Genomic DNA, 17,630 nt, shown 5'->3' with positions numbered 1-17,630 from the left:
GAGGCGTTCGTTCCCTCAATCCCGTCCCGGCAGGGCGCGGATAAAGGCAGCGACATCGTCCATCAGTTCGTCGGTCCAGATATCGTTGTGGCCACGGGATTCGAACAGCCGCATCTGGCGGGGCTCCGGCGCCAGTTCGAAGATGTTCCTGCCATGCCGGATGGGGACGACGGCATCCCGCTCGCCATGGACGAAAAGTTTCGGCTGGCCGACATCCGCGATCCATCGGTCCGCGCGGAAGGTGTCCTTGAGGAACGGCCGGACGGGGAGGAAAAAATAGATCCCCGATGCCAGACCGACGATGGAATCGAAGGCCGATACCAGGATGAGGCCGTCGAGTTCGGGCCGCTCGCGCCCCAGATGGATCGCGACTGCGCTGCCCAGCGACTGGCCAAGCGCGATGATGGGGCCGCTGGTGTTGGAAGCGAGCCAATCGTAAGCCGCCAACCCGTCCAGGAGCAGGCCGGCCTCGGTCGGGCTGCCGGACGAACCGGTGAAGCCGCGATAGGAGACCGCGAGCAGGCCGATGCCACGGGCGGCCAGCCCTTCGGCCAGGAAGGCATAGTTGGTCACCCGGTCCGCATTGCCGTGGAAGTAGAGAACCGTGGGCGCGCCGACGGAAGCGCGGGCATGAAGCGCGTAGAGGATTTCGCCGTCCTCGGTGCGAATGCGGGCGGACTTGCCCCAGGGCGCGGTACGCGGCGCGGCGCCGGCAAGGCTCGCGCCCGGATAGAGCAGCCCACGCTGGGCATAATACATCAGCGCCACGACCAGGCCGTAGCCCAGCGCCAGCACCAGTGCGATCTTCAAGATGGTCTTGGTGATGGCGCAACCTCCCGCCCTGGCTACCGGCAGCCCTCAGCGAGGCTGATCGAGGTCAGATGTCGAGCTCCTCGACGAATTCGGCGCGCTCCTGGATGAAGCGGAACCGCGCCTCGGGCTTGGTGCCCATCAGCGCATCCACGGCGGATTTCGTGGTCTCCTCCTGGGCATCGCCGATCTCGACACGCAGCAGCATCCGCTTCTTCGGGTCCATGGTCGTTTCCTTGAGCTGCGACGCCATCATCTCGCCCAGCCCCTTGAAGCGGCCAAGCTCGATCTTGCCGCGGCCGGTGAATTCGGTCCGAAGGAGTTCGTCCTTGTGGGCGTCGTCGCGGGCATACATCGTCTTGCCGCCCTGGGTGATCTTGTAGAGCGGCGGCACGGCCATGAAGAGGTGGCCGCCTTTGATGAGCTGCGGCATCTCCTGGTAGAAGAAGGTGATGAGCAACGCCGCGATGTGGGCGCCGTCGACATCGGCGTCGGTCATGATGATCACGCGGTCGTAGCGCAGATCCTCGTCACGGTATTTGTTGCGCGTGCCGCAGCCGAGCGCCTGGACGAGGTCGGCGATCGTCTGATTGGCGGTCAGCTTGTCATGGCCGGCGCTGGCGACGTTGAGGATCTTGCCGCGCAGGGGAAGCACTGCCTGGCTGGCCCGATCGCGGGCCTGCTTGGCGGAGCCGCCGGCCGAATCGCCCTCGACGATGAAGAGTTCGGTGCCGCCGGCCGCGTTCTGCGTGCAATCGGAAAGCTTGCCCGGAAGGCGCAGCTTGCGCACGGCGGACTTGCGGTTGACTTCCTTTTCCTGGCGCCTGCGCACGCGCTCGTCGGCGCGCGCAATCACCCAGTCGAGCAGCTTGGTGGCCTCCTGCGGATTTTCCGCCAGCCAGTGGTCGAAAGGATCGCGAACCGCCTGCTCGACGATCCGCATGGCCTCGGTGGTGGCCAGACGGTCCTTGGTCTGGCCGACAAAATCGGGCTCGCGGATGAACACCGACAGCATGCCGGCCGCCGAGATCATCACGTCCTCGCTGGTGATGGCGGCGGCGCGCTTGTTTCCGGTGAGTTCGGCATAGGATTTCAGGCCGCGCAGCAGCGCGGTGCGGAAGCCCGCCTCATGGGTGCCGCCCTCGGCAGTGGGAATCGTGTTGCAGTAGGAATGCACGAAACCATCGCCGCCGAACCAGGTGACGGCCCATTCGACCGAGCCGTGGCCGCCCTGGCGTGCGCTCTTGCCGGCAAAGGGCTCGCGCGTGACCTGGAAGTCGCCGTTCAGCGAGGCGCCGAGATAATCCTTGAGGCCGCCGGGGAAGTGGAACTCCGCGGTATCGGGCGTTTCGCCCTTGGGATCCAGCAGGCTGGCGTCGCAGGACCAGCGGATCTTCACGCCGCCGAAAAGATAGGCCTTGGAACGCGCCATCTTGTAGAGACGGGCGGGGTCGAAAGCCGCCTTGGCGCCGAAAATCTGAGGATCGGGCTTGAAGCGCACCTGCGTGCCGCGCCGATTGTGGACCTCACCGATCCTTTCGATGGGCCCCTGTGCGTGGCCACGCGAAAAACTCTGCCGGTAATGCTGGCGGGCACGGAAGACATCGACCCGCAGGCTCTCGGACAGCGCGTTGACGACCGAGATGCCCACGCCGTGCAGGCCGCCGGAGGTCTCGTAGACCTTGGAGTCGAACTTTCCACCGGCATGGAGCGTGGTCATGATGACCTCAAGCGCCGACTTGTCCTTGAACTTGGGATGCGGGTCGACGGGAATGCCGCGGCCATTGTCGATGACCGTCAGCGAGCCATCCGCGTCGAAGCGGACCTCGATCAGCGTGGCGTGGCCCGCGACGGCCTCGTCCATCGAATTGTCGATCACCTCTGCGAAGAGGTGGTGCAGCGCCTTTTCATCCGTGCCGCCAATATACATGCCGGGGCGACGGCGGACCGGTTCGAGGCCTTCCAGCACCTCGATGTCGGCGGCGCCATAGCTGTCGGAGGCATCGGCCACTGGAGCAGGCTTGCGCGCCGGCGCCGGTCGCGGGGCAGGGGCCTCGGGCTCGCGTTCGGGCGGGGACGGGGGGGCGGTTGAAAAAAGGTCTTCGTGCATGGGCACCGTATATCGGCTGCGAATCACGGGCGATAGTGCCACGCTTCAATTGGGGAAGCGAACGGGTTCGGTCGTCAGCCGCATGCCGGGGGAAATGCCGCCACTGGAGAACGGACGGGACCGTGACACCCTGCTTTGGCAAGCCGACCTGCCACCCGCGGCTCCGGCCAGGTCGGGGATCACCGCGCGAAAAGACGTCGGATGCGATGTTCAGTCCGGCGAGCCACCGGCAAGGCGGCCGCTCAGGCTGTAGACGATGCCGTCGGATCTGAACTCGACGGCGGCCTTTCCGTCGAAATAGGTGGGCACGACGCGTGTCGTCAGCCTCGATCCGAAGCCCTGCCGTTCCGGCTGCCTGACCGGCGGTCCGTCCTGTTCGACCCACTCGAAGTGAAACGCGCCCTCCTCGTCGACCGTCCAGCCGATGCTGACGCGGCCCTTATGCGTGGACAGGGCGCCATATTTGACGGCATTGGTCGAAAGTTCGTGCACCGCCAGCGACAGTCCCAGACCCTGCTGCGCGGAGAGGCCGACATTCGACCCCGCGATCTTCACCCTTTCCGTCCCGTCAAAATGCGGAGCGACCGCGGCACCGATCACTTCGCGTATGTCCGCGTTCTCCCAGTTCCCCGACGTCAGCATGTTCTGGGCCCTGGCGAGTGCCTGGATGCGCTCGGACGCCCGGCGTGCGCCGTCGGCCGGATCCGTCGCATTTTCCAGGCTTTGCGAGACGATCGCCTGCACCATGGTGAGGGTGTTCTTCAAACGATGCGACAATTCGCGCTGGAGAAGCCGCTGCTGTCGTTCCGCTTCCCGCTGCGCGGCGAGCGCGGCACTGGCGCGTTCGATCTCGGCGGCCAGCGTGTCCCGATCGCGGATTGCTTCTGTCGTCTCCGAGACGATGTTCATCAGTCCCGCAATCCGTCCGTCGTCGTCATAAAGGGGGCTGTAGGAGAACGTCCAGAGTGTCTGTTCGACAGCGCCGTTGCGGACCATGTCGAGAGGCAGGTTTTCAGCCCATGTGCCCCGGCCGGCCATGGCCTCGTCGACAAAAGGCTTCACATCGTCCCAGACATCCGCCCACAACTCCTCGAACGGGGCGCCGAGAGCCCGATCCTGCCGGTCCGCCAGCACGGGCAGGTAATCGTCATTGTGGAACTGCAACAGGTCCGGCCCCCACCAGAAGCAGATCGGCTGACGGGACGCCAGCACGGTGCTGAGGATGTTGCGAAGCGACCTGGGCCAGCTGCCTATGGGTCCCAGCGAGGTGCCGGCCCAATCAAAGGAGAGGATCTGCTGGGCCATCCGTCCGCTGCGGGGGAGCAACAGACCGTCAGTTCCGGACGTGGAGGAGTTAGACGCGACAGACATGAAGCTCCCCACTGCTACTCGACTGGACGGGCACTCTACGATCTTTGCGTGCAACTGAAAATATCTCAATTGCAGCGATCAGGGCTGTTCGGGGGAAGAATCTTTGGCGCGCCGCTCCGGCAATTTCGGAGCCCTGCGGACCGGCCGCCACAATTCGAGGAGCTGCGTGCTCAGCGGCCGCAACGGTCCTGCGGCAAAGGTGGGAACCCGCTCGTCGCCGTCAGGAAGGAGCCGTCCGGCGGAGCCGATGTGGTGGGACAACCGTCCTCGATCTTCACCCAGGCGGAGTTGTTGAGCACCATGCCGCAGCGCGACAGACGCGGGGCCATGCAGGGCGGTTCGATGCAGGCGATCTCGCCCTGACGGTACCATTGGCCGTTGGCGCGGCACAGCGGACCGTCCGGCTCCATGTCGGGAGCGGTGAAGGCGGCGAGCAGAAACGCGAATGCCGAGGCCGGGTCCATGAACAATATTACCACGCAGAAGCCGGCCCGGCCACGCGGGCAGGCTCAATGCGGCGCGTGAAAATCCAGTTCGGCGATCACCGGTACGTGATCGGACGGCTTCTCCCAGGCACGCACCCGCTTGTCGATCGCGGCCGATGCGAACCGGTTGGCGGCTTCGGGCGAGAGCAGGATGTGATCGATGCGGATGCCGTTGTTCTTCTGCCAGGAGCCGCCCTGATAATCCCAGAAAGTGTAGGTCTCGGCCGCATCGGTGACGGCGCGCACGCATTCCGTCATGCCGAGCGCTTCCAGCCGGCGCAAGGCGGCGCGGCTCTGCGGCTGGTAGAGCGCGTCGCCCAGCCAGTCGGAAATGTCGCGGGCATCGACCGGATGCGGAATGATGTTGTAGTCGCCGGCCAGGACCAGCGGCTCCTCAAGCGCCATGCGGGCTTCGGTCCAGGCCTGGAGGCGCTCCATCCACGCGAGCTTGTAGGTGAATTTTTCGGTGCCGATCGGGTTGCCGTTCGGCATGTAGGCACTGACGACGCGGACCACGCCGCCATCGACGGAGAACACGCCCTCGATGAAGCGGGACTGCTCGTCGGCCTCGTCGCCGGGAAGGCCGCGGTTCACCTCGTCGAAGCGCAGCTTCGACAGGATGGCGACGCCGTTGAACCCCTTCTGTCCATGGGTTTCGACATGATAGCCGAGCGCCTCGATCTCAAGCCGCGGAAACTGCTCGTCGACCGACTTGATCTCCTGCAGGCAGACGATCTCGGGGGCGGATGCCTCCTCAAGCCAGTGCAGCAGGTTGTCCAGGCGCGCCTTGACGCCGTTGATGTTCCAGGTCGCGACGCGCATGTGATGTCAGATCGAAAAGGAGGTGCCGCAGCCGCAGGAGGCAACCGCGTTGGGATTCTTGATCTGGAAGGACTGGCCGATCAGATCGTCGACGAAGTCGATGACCGAGCCGCCCATATAGACAAGCGACAATTCGTCGATCAGCACCGTGGCGCCGTTCTTCTCGAGCACGGTGTCGTCCTCGTTGCGTTCGTCCACGAGGTCGAACTTGTAGGAGAAGCCCGAGCAGCCGCCACCTTCGACCGACACGCGCAGCGCGGTCTTGCCGGGCTCGCCGGCCAGAATCTTCGCAATGCGCGCGGCGGCGGCATCGCTGACTTCCACGTTCTTCATCTCGGTAGCTGCGTCCATGCCCATCGGCGTCACCTTGCGTTCATGGTCCCAACATAGGTATGGAGCGGCACACCCCAAGTCAACACGCGGGACGGGCGCGGCGACATTGGCAACTGACAAGACAGTTTTGGGCGATATCGGTTTCGGCCACAGGCCGCGCGCGGCCTATGCGAGCGATCCCGCGCGGTCGCGCGGGCGGCTGGTGCCCGAGCCCGAAAGCCGCACGCGCACGCCCTTCCAGCGCGACCGCGACCGCATCATCCATTCCACGGCCTTCCGCCGGCTGAAGCACAAGACGCAGGTCTTCATTGCCCACGAGGGCGACCATTTCCGCACGCGGCTGACGCATTCGATCGAGGTCGCGCAGATTGCGCGGGCGCTCGCCAGGGCGCTGCGGGGCGACGAGGACCTGGCCGAGGCGGTGGCGCTGGTACATGATTTCGGCCACACGCCCTTCGGCCATACGGGCGAAGAGGCGCTGGACCGCAAGATGGCGCCGTGGGGCGGTTTCGACCACAACGCGCAATCGCTGCGGATCGTGACGCTGCTGGAGCACCGCTACGCCGAGTTCGACGGGCTGAACCTGAGCTGGGAGACGCTGGAGGGCCTGGTGAAGCACAACGGGCCGCTGGTCGATGCCGAGGGCAGGGGGATCGACGGGGCGGTGCCGCAATCGATCCTCGACTATTGTGAGCGCCACGATCTGGAACTGTCGCGCCATGCGGGTCTCGAGGCGCAGGCCGCAGCCCTGGCCGACGACATCGCCTATGACACGCACGACATCGATGACGGCCTGCGCGCCGGGCTCCTGACGCTGGACATGCTGGAGGACGTCACGCTGCCGGCGGCGATCCTGGCCGAGGTGAGGGAACGTTACCCCGACCTCGATCCCGTGCGCACCGGACACGAGCTGATGCGCCGCCAGATCACGCTGATGGTGGAGGACGCGATATCCACGGCGACAACCCGCATCGGAGAACTGCAGCCGCAGAGCGCGGAGGACATTCATGCCGCAGGCCGACCGGTGGTCGCCTTCTCAAAGGAAATGCAGGCCGCCGAGAAGGAACTGAAGGCCTTTCTCTACGCCAATCTCTACAGGCATCCCGACGTCATGGCGGTGCGGGCGCGGGCCGAACGTGTCGTCGACGAGCTGTTCGACCGCTACATGGAGGACGATGGCGCGCTGCCCGAGGCCTGGCGCGGCACCGAGCCGCTCCGCGACCTGGCCCTGCGCGCGCGCCGCGTGGCCGATTTCCTGGCCGGCATGACCGACACCTACGCGATCAAGGAACACCGGCGCCTGTTTGACCATACGCCCGATTTCGTCTAGGCGATGCCCGTTCTGCCGGCCCCGGCCCGCACGTGCAACCTTCCCGTCACGAAAGCCCGACCATGAACATCTTCGCTGATTTCAGCGACCGCATCCGCAAGTCGATCCAGGCGCTCGGCCTGGAGACCAAGGACGGCGCCGCGCTCGACCTCTCGCGCATGACGGTCGAGCCACCGCGAGATGCGACGCATGGGGATCTGGCGACCAATGCCGCCATGGTGCTGGCCAAATCCCTGGGTCAGAACCCGCGCGCGCTGGCCGAGACCATTGCCGGGCCGCTGCGGGCCGATCCCGACGTGGCCTCGGTCGAAGTGGCCGGGCCGGGCTTCATCAATCTGCGGCTTTCGGACGGGTTCTGGCAGGTACAGCTCGCCGACATGCTGAAGGCGGGTACCGATTACGGCCGTTCGACCGTCGGCGCGGGCCGCAGGATCAATGTCGAATATGTCTCGGCCAATCCCACCGGGCCGATGCATGTGGGGCATTGCCGCGGCGCGGTGGTGGGCGACGCCCTCGCCAACGTGCTGGCCTTCGCGGGCTTCGACGTGACCAAGGAATATTACATCAACGATGCCGGTGCGCAGATCGACGTGCTCGGCCGTTCGGTGCTGCTGCGCTATCGCGAGGCGATGGGCGAGAAGATCGACGCGATTCCGGAAGGCCTGTATCCCGGCGACTACCTCGTGCCGGTCGGCGAGAAGCTGGCGGCGGAATTCGGTGCGCGGCTCATGGAGATGTCGCAAGACGAGGCGCTCGAGATCGCCAAGGACCGCGCCATCGATGCCATGATGGAACTGATCCGCGACGATCTGGCCGCGATCGGCGTCCATCACGACGTGTTCTTCTCCGAGCGCACGCTGCATGCCGACCACGCTTCGGCCATCCGCAACGCGATCAACGACCTGACGATGAAGGGGCATGTCTACAAGGGCAAGCTGCCGCCGCCGAAGGGTCAGACGCCGGACGACTGGGAGGATCGCGAACAGACGCTGTTCCGTTCCACCGAGGTCGGCGACGACATGGATCGCCCGCTGGTCAAGTCGGACGGCGCCTACACCTATTTCGCGGCCGATGTCGGCTACATGAAGGACAAGATCGCGCGCGGGTTCGACCAGTTGATCTTCATCCTCGGCGCCGACCACGGCGGCTATGTCAAGCGCATGGAAGCGCTGGCGCGCGCGCTGTCGGACGGCGAGGTGAAGCTGACCATCCTTCTGTGCCAGCTGGTCAAGCTCTACCGCGCCGGCGAGCCCGTGCGCATGTCCAAGCGGGCAGGGACCTTCGTCACGCTGCGCGAGGTCGTCGACGAGGTCGGGCGCGACCCGGTTCGTTTCATGATGCTGTTCCGCAAGAATGGCGAGCCGCTGGACTTCGATTTCGCCAAGGTCACCGAGCAGTCCAAGGACAATCCGGTCTTCTACGTGCAGTATGCTTCGGCACGCTGCCATTCGGTCTTCCGGCAGGCGAAGGAGCAACTTGGCGTCGACGGGATGATCGCCCGCGATGCGCTGGCGGCGGCGGCCCACCGGCTGACCGACGAGGGCGAGGTCGGGCTGATCCGAAAGCTCGCCGAATATCCGCGCCTGATCGAGTCGGCGGCCCAGCAACTCGAGCCGCATCGTCTCGCCTTTTACCTCCACGATCTCGCCAGCACGTTCCACGGACACTGGAATCGCGGCACAGAGACAAACGACTTACGGTTTGTTAAGGTTAACGACCCAGAGTTGACCTATGCCAGACTCGGGCTGGTGCAGGCTGTGAGTGACGTCCTGACGTCCGGCCTGGCGTTGATCGGCGCGGAAGCTCCCGCTGAGATGCGCTAGACCGCCATCGTTTCCTGACACCATTTGCCCACATTGCGCTGGTACGGGCCGAAACAAAGTTTGAGACGTCGCCGGCGTCCGACCACTATTCAGTGCGGGAAAAGGCATGGCAGACAATATTGCAGGGCGCAGTGAGCGCCCGGACCTCGACGACAACGATCCCTTCGCGGAACTGACCCGGATCATGGGACACGACCCGCGGCAGGATCAACAGCGGGTGGACGAAAGCGATTTTGCTCTCGACCTCGAGAACGAGCTTCTGGGCGATCTGGACCTTGGCGAATATGACGAACCCGTAGCTGCCGCAGAGCCTGCTGTTGCCGACACGCCGCACGTGGCGCGCGAACCGCATGACGAGCCCGCCGCGCCGGTCGCGCCGCAGGCCGAAGCGTTTGCCGCACCGCAGGCCGAAACGTATGCCGGGCCGACCGACGAGATGGTCGACGAGCTCGATTTCTCCGATCTCGATGCGGAGCTCGGGGCAGCCTTCGATACCGGCCTCGACGACGAGCCGGCGCTGCCCGCCGAAGACGAACCGACATCGGCGGATGTTTCTGCGTCTTCCGACGACCCATGGTCGGAATCCGATTATGCCATGGTCGAGGCGATCGACGATCTCGACTTCGAAACTGCCGACGATCCTGTCCCGGCAGCGCGTTCCCACGACGACTGGCAGACCCGCGATACGCAGCCCGAGCGGTGGGCGCAGCCGCCGGAGGTTGCCTCGGTCACGGCGCGGGACGATGAAGCTCCCGCATCAGAGCAGGAACCGTCAGGCGGCGACTTGTCCAATGAAGGCTGGGGCGAAGCAGAGGTTGATTCCGTGCCCTCCGCCGTCGCCATGGCGCCGCAGCCCGAAGAAGCTCCCCTCCATGAGGAAGCCGCCTTCGAGGAATTCGAGTTCGACGAGGAATTCATGAGTGCGCTCGAGGCGGAGCCGGTCCGCGCCGAGCCGAGCGCCGCCGCCGCGTTTGCAGCGGAAGAGCCCGCTGGGTTCGATACGGCCGAGGCGGCACCATTCGAGGACAGCCTGTACGAGCCGGCCGAAGCCGTTGCGGATGAAGAGATGTTCGTCGCCGAGGCACCCGAGCCTGTCTCCGACGCCGACCAGAGCCAGTCCGCACCCCAGCCATTGAGCCTGGAAGAAGAACTGACGATGCTGCTCGCCGGCGCCGACAAGCCGGGTACAGCGGCTGCAGCGGAGCCTGCCGCCCATGCCGCCCATGCCGCACCCGCCATGCCGCGAGCCGAGGAATCCGTCGTCCAGGCGGCTGCCCCGGTGGCGGCTCGCGTGGCCTGGCCCTCGCGTCCGGCCGCTGCCGATCGCGACGTTCCGGAGATCGAGACGGTCGAGATGACCAATTTCGAGCCGATCCGCAGCGCGGAATTCGAGATCCCCGATCTGCCGGTCGACGAACCGGTGAAGGCGGCGAGCGAATATGACGATCTGACTGCCGAACTGAGCCGTGCCTTCGAACTCGGCGACGATCAGCCGGACCGGATAGCGGAAGAGGCCTACGCCGCCGAGGACGCGGCGTCGGGCCATGCGTCAGAGCCGGAGTTCGAATGGGATACGGCCGTGAATGTCGGGCCAGGCAATGGCCAGTTGCATGCCGACGACGCGGAGACGGCGGACCCGTCCTACTATGACGATGCCGCCTTCCGGGGTGACTTCCAGAGCGCCGGCGCCGCAACGGGCTTCGCTGCCTATCGTCATGACGACGATCTGGCCGACGACATGGACGGCGACCGCCCCGTGCTGCGCGACAACCGGCGCAGGAACATGATGGTTGCCGGTGGTGCCGTTGCCCTGTTGCTCCTTGGTGGTGTCGGCGTGTTCGCGCTCTGGTCGGGCGGGGGAGCAGGCGGCGGAGAGCCGGTGTTCCTGCAGGCCGATGGCGAGCCCGTCCGCGTTCGTCCCGAAGAGCCGGGCGGCACGGTGGTGCCCAACCAGGACAACGAGGTCTACCAGCGTGTCGCCGGTGGCCGCGAGGAGGCGGAGCCTTCCCAGACGCGCCTTATCGATACCGCCGAAGAGCCGATCGATCTCACGGTCCAGAACGCGCCGCGTATCGTGGGTCCCGGCGCTGACAGCGATGCCGGCTTCGGCTCGGACCTGTCGGCGGTGAAGGTCGATGACCGGCTCGATGCCGCTTCGGGCGACTCGGCCTCGAACGCCGCCGACGACGTGGTGGCGTTGCAGCCGCGCCGGGTGCGCACGATGGTGGTACGTCCCGACGGCTCGATCGTCCCGCGCGAGGAGGAAGCATCCGCCGCTCCAGAAAGTGCGCCCGCACCCGTGCAACAGCTGGCCCAGCCCGACAATGCCGCCGCGCAGGCACCGTCGGCTCCTCCCGAGGAGACCGTCGAGGCCGCTGCCGCCATGCCCGAGGAGATCCAGCTTGCGCCGGCAGCCAGGCCCGCGGAGCAACAGCCCGCTGCCGCAGCGCCAACCCCGGCACCGCAGCCGGAGCAGCAGGTTGCCGCCGTCGCGCCGACGCCGGCTGCCCCGCAGGCTACGCAGACCAGCGAATGGTCGATGCAGATTGCCTCGCAGCCAAGTTCGGAGAGCGCCCAGGCGACCTATCAGGACCTCGCGCGCCGCTACAGTTCGCTGCTTGAGGGCCGGGGCGTGAACATCGTCAGCGCCCAGGTCGACGGGCGGACCTTCTACCGGGTGCGCATTCCGATGGCGACCCGCGACGAGGCGGTGAACCTGTGCACCCGCTACCAGCAGGCCGGCGGCAGCTGCTTCGTTTCGCGCTGACGGGCTGAGGCAACTCACAAAATCAATCGAAGGCGGCGCGTGCGAACGCGCCGCCTTCGTTCTATTGTGGCATCCATGAGCGAATCAAAGGCAATGATCCTCGGCGCCAGCGGGCTTCGTCTGTCGGCCGAGGAAAAAAACTTCTTCGCGGGCGAGCGCCCGTGGGGTTTCATCCTGTTTGCGCGCAATCTTTCCGAGCCCGACCAGATCCGCGAGCTGGTGGCCGAGATGCGTGCCTGCGTGGACGATAATGCCGCGCCGGTCTTCATCGACCAGGAAGGCGGGCGCGTGCAGCGCCTGCGGCCGCCGCTGGCCGAAACCTATCCGCCCGGGGCGGCCATCGGCGCGCTCTACCGGCGCGACGCGGAGGCCGGCCTGCGGGCGGCCTGGCTGATGTCGCGGCTCCATGCGGCCGATCTCGCAGGCTACGGCATCAACGCCGACTGCCTGCCGGTGCTCGACGTGCCGGTGGATGGCGCGCATGACGTGATCGGTGACCGCGCCTATGGCAAGGATCCCGAGACGGTCTCAGCCCTCGGCCGGGCCGCGGCGGAAGGGCTGCTGGCGGGCGGCGTGCTGCCGGTCATCAAGCACATTCCGGGGCACGGAAGGGCGCTCGCGGACAGCCACCTGGATCTGCCGAAGGTGGACGCGTCCCACGAGGCGCTGTCGGCGCATGACTTCCCGCCCTTCAGGGCGCTCAACGACATGCCGATGGCGATGACCGCGCATGTCGTCTACACCGCCATCGACGGCAGCGCGCCGGCCACGACGTCGGCCAAGATCGTTTCGCAGATCATCCGCGAGGAGATCGGCTTCGACGGGCTCCTGATGAGCGACGACCTGTCGATGCGCGCACTTTCTGGGGATTTCGCCCGGCGTACGGCGGCCAGCCTTGCGGCGGGCTGCGATGTGGTCCTTCACTGCAACGGCGTCATGGACGAGATGGGGCCGGTCGCAGGGGCCGCGCCCATCCTGGCCGGCGAGGCGCTGAAACGGGCGCAGCGGGCCTGCGCCCTGCTGTCATCGGGCGACGGTCTCGACATCGCCGCATTGCGGGCGGAGTTCAGATCTCTCTTCGAGGCTGCGGCCTGACGATCAACAGGAGTATTTCGGGCGGTGAGCGCGGGTCCCCAAAAAGCATCAGGTTCGGCCACGCCGCTGGAGCGGCTGTGGAGCGAGGATGCCGCGCCCGACAGGACCAGTTCCGATCCCGCCTTCGTGGTGGACGTGGAGGGCTTCGAGGGACCGCTCGACCTGCTTCTCCATCTGGCACGGGGCCAGAAGGTCGATCTGTCGCGCATTTCGGTCCTGGCCCTTGTCGAACAATATCTGGATTTCATCGAGCGCGTGCGCGCGGTGCGACTGGAACTGGCGGCCGACTATCTGGTCATGGCGGCCTGGCTCGCCTATCTGAAATCCCGGCTTCTGATCCCCAAACCCGCCAATGACGGCGAGGCGAGCGGCGAGGAAATGGCGGCCATCCTGCAATTCCGCCTGAAGCGACTTGAGGCCATGCGCGATGCCGTTTCGCGACTCGTGAACCGGAACCGGCTCGGCCGCGACGTCTTCATGCGCGGCATGCCGGAGGCGATCGTGGACGAGCGCCGCAGCGCCTACACGGCATCGCTCTACGACCTGCTGACGGCCTATGCCGGACAAAGGCAGCGCCGGGCGATCACCAATGTGCGCATCGCCAAGCGCGGCGTGTGGTCGCTCAAGGAGGCGCGCGACATTCTCACTCGGCTGATCGGCTCCTTCAGCGACTGGACGGCGCTCGATCATTTCCTCCTGCGCTATATCCCCCGGCCCGAAGAGCGCGCGACGGCGATCGCCAGTTCGTTTGCCGCGAGCCTGGAACTGGTGCGCGAAGGCACGCTGGAGATGCGCCAGGACGCGGCGTTCGCGCCCCTCTACATGCGCAGGCGCCCGGAGCCGGTCGATCGCCCGCAAGCGGAGGCCGGCAATGAGTGAGGGCGGCAAGGCCAAGGTGATCCCCTTCGTCCGCGACGGCGAGATGGGCGAGGATCGGGAGGACGAGACGGGGCAGGCCGAGTTGCACGCTCATATGGGCGAGACCCTGCGGATGGCCGAGGCGATCGTATTTGCATCGGCCGAGCCTGTCAGCCAGAAGGCTCTTTCGGCCCGCCTGCCGGACGGCACGGATGTGGCCGCGGTGATGGAAGAGCTGCGCCGGCAATATGAGGGCCGCGGCGTCAACCTGGTCAGGGTCGGCGAGGGCTGGGCCTTCCGCACGGCGGGTGACCTGGCCTTCCTGATGAGCCGGGACGCGATCCAGCAGCGGAAACTGTCGCGTGCGGCGCTGGAGGTGCTGGCCATCATCGCCTACCACCAGCCGACGACCCGCGCCGAGATAGAGGAGGTGAGGGGCGTCGAGACCTCCAAGGGCACGCTGGACACGCTTCTGGAAACGGGATGGGTGCGGCTGCGCGGCCGCCGCCGCACGCCCGGCCGTCCCGTGACCTACGGCACGACCGACGCGTTCCTGGATCATTTCGGGCTCGAGGAAATCCGCGATCTGCCCGGCATGGACGAGCTGAAGGGCGCGGGGCTGCTGTCGCCGCGCATGCCTTCCAACTTCTCGGTGCCGCAGCCGCCGGCCCACACGGACGAGCTGTCGGAGGATGAAGACCCGCTGACCGATATCGACCTGGAAGAACTCGGGCTGTTGACACCCCGGATCGAGGATGATTGACGAGAGGCGCCCGCACGATGCGGGCTCCTGACGGCTCCAATCGCGCGGAGAAACCGATGTCGGTAGTCGAGCCCGGGGCCGCATCCCGGGTGACTGCGGGCGTGACCTTTGCGGCACGCCTGACTTTCGAGAACGTCGCCCACGAGTTCAGCCCCGGCGTGCCGGCGCTGCACGGGGTGTCGCTCGCCGCCAATCCGGGCGAGGTCCTGTGCCTGCTCGGGCCTTCGGGGTCGGGCAAGACGACGCTTCTGCGCATTGCGGCGGGCATCGAGGTGCAGACGGGCGGACGGCTGCTGCTCAACGATCGCGAGATCGCGGGGCCCAAGGTTTTCCTGCCGCCGGAGAAGCGATCCGTCGGCCTGGTGTTCCAGGATTTCGCGCTGTTTCCCCACATGACGATCATCGACAATGTGCGGTTCGGCCTCACCGCACTGTCCAGGCCCGAGGCGGAGAAGGAAGCGATGATCTCGCTGCGGCGGGTGGGGCTGGAGCGCTATGCCCATTCCTATCCGCACGTGCTTTCGGGCGGAGAACAGCAGCGCGTGGCGCTGGCCAGGGCGATGGCGCCGCGTCCCTCCGTGCTGCTGATGGACGAACCCTTCTCCGGCCTTGATTCGCGGCTCAAGGATTCGGTGCGCGCCGAAACGCTGGCGATCCTGCGCCAGAGCCGGGCGACGGCCATCGTCGTCACGCACGACGCCGAAGAGGCGATGCGCATGGGCGACCGCATCGCCCTCCTGAAGGATGGACGGCTCGTGCAGGCGGGCACGGGGGAGGATCTCTATCAGAACCCGGCCAGCCTGTTTGCAGCCGGTTTCTTTTCCGAACTCAACGTCCTGCCCGCTCGCGTTTCGGGCGGCGCGGTGGATACACCGCTCGGCCGGGTGCCCTGCGGCGACATCGGGGACGGACAAAGGGTCGACGTGGCCATCCGCCTGTCGGGCTTCGACCTCCACGAATCCCATGGCGAAGTGCCCGCGCGCATCCTCTCGCGGCGTTTCCTGGGCGTGGTCGAGCATCTGGAAATGGCGGTGGCGGGTGCCGAAGAGCCGATCCGGGCGCGCGTGCGCTGCGGCGTCCTGCCGTCGGACGTTCGGGATATTTTCCTTTCCGTACGCCCCTCCGACGTTCTAGTGTTTGAAACAGAACGCGAAAATGCATAAGTCTCCAGTTGGGAAATAATTCGAAAGAGAGCGATCATGGGTACCTTCTCTGTATGGCACTGGCTCATCGTCCTCGTGGTGGTGCTGCTGCTGTTCGGCCGCGGCAAGATCCCCGAGCTGATGGGCGACATGGCCAAGGGCATCAAGAGCTTCAAGCGAGGCATGTCCGATGATGAGGCGGTGGATCCGAAGACCGTCGAGCATCGCAATGACGAGACCGTCCAGAGCACGACAAAGGAAAAGGCGAGCAAGACCTGATCGCCGCGCCTTGCGCGGCTTTCCGACCTTGCCCTTTCGCGTGACGAGTCATGCTTGATCTCGGATGGCCGGAGATGCTCGTGATCGCGATCGTCCTGATCGTGGTCGTGGGCCCCAAGGACTTGCCCAAAATGATGCGCGCCTTCGGGCGTACGACGTCGAAGATCCGCTCGATGGCGGGTGAATTCCGCAAGCAGTTCGACGACGCCATCAAGGAAGCCGATCTGGACGAGGTGAAGAACCTTGCCAGCGAGGCGCGCAAGTTCAATCCGGCGAGCGAACTGAAGAAGGCGATGTCGCCGATGGAACGGGCGGCGAAGGACGTCAAGGCGGGGCTCGATTCCGCGATGTCCCCGACCAAGCCCGGCACGAGCGACGCCGTGGCAGGCGATGCAGCGACGCAGGCGCCGGCCAGCACCGCCGCCGTCGCGGGGGGCAAGGCGGCCTCGCGTCCGCTGCCCGAAGCCGTCGGCGCCAAACGCGCAGAGGCGGCTGCGAAGGCGGCGAAAGCCAGGACCACGGCGCCCGCCACCGCGGCTGCTGCGCCTGGAAAGCCCGTTGCCGCTGCCAAGCCCGCGGCGACCGCCAGACCAAAGGCTGCTTCCGCGTCGGCCAAAGCCGCCACGCCCTCCAAGACCGCGGGCACTTCGGGCAAGGCCGCAGCGGCGACATCCAAACCGAACGCGCCATCCGCCCGGGCCAAGACCACCAAGCCCGAAGGTAGCGCCAGCAAAGCCGGGAAGAAGAATTGAGCCGCCCCGAAGAAGACGAGGATATCGACAAGTCGTCGGCGCCGCTGATGGAACACCTGATCGAACTCAGGCGTCGCCTGATGTGGTCGATCGGCGGGTTTTTCATCGCCTTTCTGCTCTGCTTCTTCATGGCACGCGACCTGTTCAACCTGCTGGTCCAGCCGTTTCTGTGGGCCTCGGACTGGGCCGGTCTCGATTCCAACAAGGTCGACCTGATCTATACGGCGCCCCAGGAGTTCTTCTTCACGCAGATCAAGCTCGGCATGTTCGGCGGGCTCCTGATCGCCTTTCCGCTGATCGCCACGCAGATCTACAAGTTCATGGCGCCCGGCCTCTATCGCAACGAGCGCCAGGCCTTCATTCCGTTTCTCATCGCGACCCCGGTGCTGTTCTCGATCGGTGCGGCGCTGGTCTATTTCTTCTTCATGCCGATGGTGATGTGGTTCTTCCTGTCGATGCAGCAGGTGGGACCGGACGATGCGATCCAGATCTCGCTCCTGCCGCGCGTTTCGGAATATCTCAGCCTCATCATGACGCTGATCTTCGCCTTCGGGCTGGTCTTCCAGCTGCCTGTCGTGACGACGCTGGCGGCGCGCGCCGAACTGCTGACCTCCGAGGGCCTCAAGGACAAGCGCAAATACGCGATCGTGGGCGCCTTCATCGTGGCGGCCGTGCTGACCCCGCCCGATCCGGTCAGCCAGATCGGGCTCGCGGTCCCGACGATCCTTCTCTACGAAATATCCATCTGGACGGCGCGCATGGTGGAACGTCAGCGCGAGGAGCGCCGGCTGGCGCGCGAGAAGGCGGAGGCCGAGGAAGGCGAAGCGAGCGCGGCCGCGGAGTAGCGCGCGCTTCGATCTTGCGTCCGTTCCGATTGCGGTTTACGCCCT

The 17,630-nt window shown here is 66.1% G+C and carries 16 protein-coding genes; 10 read left to right on the top strand and 6 right to left on the bottom strand.

Annotated elements, in window-relative coordinates:
- Positions 1–15 precede the first annotated feature (15 nt).
- The 6 genes from GRZ55_RS04920 to erpA form a co-directional block, all read right to left on the bottom strand.
- Entirely contained in the window at positions 16–810 is a 795-nt protein-coding gene (locus GRZ55_RS04920; protein ID WP_246734525.1) for an alpha/beta hydrolase, read from the bottom strand.
- A gap of 67 nt (positions 811–877) precedes the next feature.
- Positions 878–2,920 (bottom strand): DNA topoisomerase IV subunit B, encoded by a 2,043-nt coding sequence (parE, locus tag GRZ55_RS04915; RefSeq protein ID WP_169285782.1) that lies wholly within the window; start codon positions 2,918–2,920, stop codon positions 878–880.
- Positions 2,921–3,130: 210 nt separating this feature from the next.
- Positions 3,131–4,225 carry a sensor histidine kinase gene (locus GRZ55_RS04910; RefSeq protein WP_169285781.1) on the bottom strand — a complete coding sequence of 365 codons (1,095 nt, stop codon included), beginning with the start codon at positions 4,223–4,225 and terminating at the stop codon, positions 3,131–3,133.
- A 236-nt stretch (positions 4,226–4,461) separates the two neighbouring features.
- The gene (locus GRZ55_RS04905) at positions 4,462–4,755 is read right to left on the bottom strand and encodes a hypothetical protein (protein ID WP_169285780.1); all 294 of its coding nucleotides are present in this window, start codon (positions 4,753–4,755) and stop codon (positions 4,462–4,464) included.
- A gap of 45 nt (positions 4,756–4,800) precedes the next feature.
- Positions 4,801–5,598, bottom strand: coding sequence for an exodeoxyribonuclease III (xth, locus tag GRZ55_RS04900; RefSeq protein ID WP_169285779.1), 798 nt, complete (start codon positions 5,596–5,598; stop codon positions 4,801–4,803).
- Between the two features lie 6 nt (positions 5,599–5,604).
- Positions 5,605–5,955 carry an iron-sulfur cluster insertion protein ErpA gene (erpA, locus tag GRZ55_RS04895; protein WP_169285778.1) on the bottom strand — a complete coding sequence of 117 codons (351 nt, stop codon included), beginning with the start codon at positions 5,953–5,955 and terminating at the stop codon, positions 5,605–5,607.
- Between the two features lie 82 nt (positions 5,956–6,037).
- Here erpA and GRZ55_RS04890 point away from each other — a divergent pair, with 82 nt between their 5' ends.
- The 10 genes from GRZ55_RS04890 (at position 6,038) to tatC (ending at position 17,585) form a co-directional block, all read left to right on the top strand.
- Positions 6,038–7,261 (top strand): deoxyguanosinetriphosphate triphosphohydrolase, encoded by a 1,224-nt coding sequence (locus GRZ55_RS04890; protein WP_246734524.1) that lies wholly within the window; start codon positions 6,038–6,040, stop codon positions 7,259–7,261.
- Positions 7,262–7,323: 62 nt separating this feature from the next.
- Positions 7,324–9,084 (top strand): arginine--tRNA ligase, encoded by a 1,761-nt coding sequence (gene argS / locus GRZ55_RS04885; RefSeq protein ID WP_169285776.1) that lies wholly within the window; start codon positions 7,324–7,326, stop codon positions 9,082–9,084.
- Between the two features lie 106 nt (positions 9,085–9,190).
- Complete coding sequence (locus GRZ55_RS04880) at positions 9,191–11,851, top strand: SPOR domain-containing protein (protein WP_169285775.1); 2,661 nt, start codon at positions 9,191–9,193, stop codon at positions 11,849–11,851.
- Between the two features lie 75 nt (positions 11,852–11,926).
- Positions 11,927–12,946: a beta-N-acetylhexosaminidase gene (nagZ, locus tag GRZ55_RS04875; protein WP_169285774.1), complete on the top strand. Its 1,020-nt coding sequence runs from the start codon at positions 11,927–11,929 to the stop codon at positions 12,944–12,946.
- A 66-nt stretch (positions 12,947–13,012) separates the two neighbouring features.
- Positions 13,013–13,825: a ScpA family protein gene (locus tag GRZ55_RS04870; RefSeq protein WP_169286016.1), complete on the top strand. Its 813-nt coding sequence runs from the start codon at positions 13,013–13,015 to the stop codon at positions 13,823–13,825.
- Positions 13,818–14,567, top strand: a complete 750-nt coding sequence (gene scpB / locus GRZ55_RS04865; protein WP_169285773.1) for an SMC-Scp complex subunit ScpB — start codon at positions 13,818–13,820, stop codon at positions 14,565–14,567. The genes GRZ55_RS04870 and scpB overlap by 8 nt, the downstream gene beginning before the upstream one ends.
- A 56-nt stretch (positions 14,568–14,623) precedes the next feature.
- The gene (locus GRZ55_RS04860; RefSeq protein WP_169285772.1) at positions 14,624–15,730 is read left to right on the top strand and encodes an ABC transporter ATP-binding protein; all 1,107 of its coding nucleotides are present in this window, start codon (positions 14,624–14,626) and stop codon (positions 15,728–15,730) included.
- Between the two features lie 36 nt (positions 15,731–15,766).
- Complete coding sequence (locus GRZ55_RS04855) at positions 15,767–15,988, top strand: twin-arginine translocase TatA/TatE family subunit (RefSeq protein WP_169285771.1); 222 nt, start codon at positions 15,767–15,769, stop codon at positions 15,986–15,988.
- Between the two features lie 50 nt (positions 15,989–16,038).
- On the top strand, positions 16,039–16,740 hold the full coding sequence (gene tatB / locus GRZ55_RS04850) for a Sec-independent protein translocase protein TatB (RefSeq protein WP_169285770.1): 702 nt from the start codon (positions 16,039–16,041) through the stop codon (positions 16,738–16,740).
- 47 nt (positions 16,741–16,787) lie between these two features.
- Positions 16,788–17,585, top strand: a complete 798-nt coding sequence (gene tatC, locus GRZ55_RS04845; RefSeq protein WP_169286015.1) for a twin-arginine translocase subunit TatC — start codon at positions 16,788–16,790, stop codon at positions 17,583–17,585.
- The last annotated feature ends 45 nt before the right edge of the window (positions 17,586–17,630 follow it).

It is taken from the genome of Chelativorans sp. ZYF759 (assembly GCF_012911015.1).
GTDB lineage: Bacteria > Pseudomonadota > Alphaproteobacteria > Rhizobiales > Rhizobiaceae > ZYF759.
The sequence above is the reverse complement of the archived record's forward strand: the minus strand, read 5'-3'. Positions and strand labels throughout refer to the sequence as shown.

What these genes read in the sequence shown, in the direction of transcription:
- parE (WP_169285782.1), bottom strand. Translation starts at nt 2,920, where the DNA reads ATGCACGAAGACCTTTTTTCAACCGCCCCCCCGTCCCCGCCCGAACGC.
- GRZ55_RS04910 (WP_169285781.1), bottom strand. Translation starts at nt 4,225, where the DNA reads ATGGCCCAGCAGATCCTCTCCTTTGATTGGGCCGGCACCTCGCTGGGA.
- GRZ55_RS04905 (WP_169285780.1), bottom strand. Translation starts at nt 4,755, where the DNA reads ATGGACCCGGCCTCGGCATTCGCGTTTCTGCTCGCCGCCTTCACCGCT.
- xth (WP_169285779.1), bottom strand. Translation starts at nt 5,598, where the DNA reads ATGCGCGTCGCGACCTGGAACATCAACGGCGTCAAGGCGCGCCTGGAC.
- erpA (WP_169285778.1), bottom strand. Translation starts at nt 5,955, where the DNA reads ATGGGCATGGACGCAGCTACCGAGATGAAGAACGTGGAAGTCAGCGAT.
- argS (WP_169285776.1), top strand. Translation starts at nt 7,324, where the DNA reads ATGAACATCTTCGCTGATTTCAGCGACCGCATCCGCAAGTCGATCCAG.
- GRZ55_RS04880 (WP_169285775.1), top strand. Translation starts at nt 9,191, where the DNA reads ATGGCAGACAATATTGCAGGGCGCAGTGAGCGCCCGGACCTCGACGAC.
- nagZ (WP_169285774.1), top strand. Translation starts at nt 11,927, where the DNA reads ATGAGCGAATCAAAGGCAATGATCCTCGGCGCCAGCGGGCTTCGTCTG.
- scpB (WP_169285773.1), top strand. Translation starts at nt 13,818, where the DNA reads ATGAGTGAGGGCGGCAAGGCCAAGGTGATCCCCTTCGTCCGCGACGGC.
- GRZ55_RS04860 (WP_169285772.1), top strand. Translation starts at nt 14,624, where the DNA reads ATGTCGGTAGTCGAGCCCGGGGCCGCATCCCGGGTGACTGCGGGCGTG.
- GRZ55_RS04855 (WP_169285771.1), top strand. Translation starts at nt 15,767, where the DNA reads ATGGGTACCTTCTCTGTATGGCACTGGCTCATCGTCCTCGTGGTGGTG.
- tatB (WP_169285770.1), top strand. Translation starts at nt 16,039, where the DNA reads ATGCTTGATCTCGGATGGCCGGAGATGCTCGTGATCGCGATCGTCCTG.
- tatC (WP_169286015.1), top strand. Translation starts at nt 16,788, where the DNA reads ATGGAACACCTGATCGAACTCAGGCGTCGCCTGATGTGGTCGATCGGC.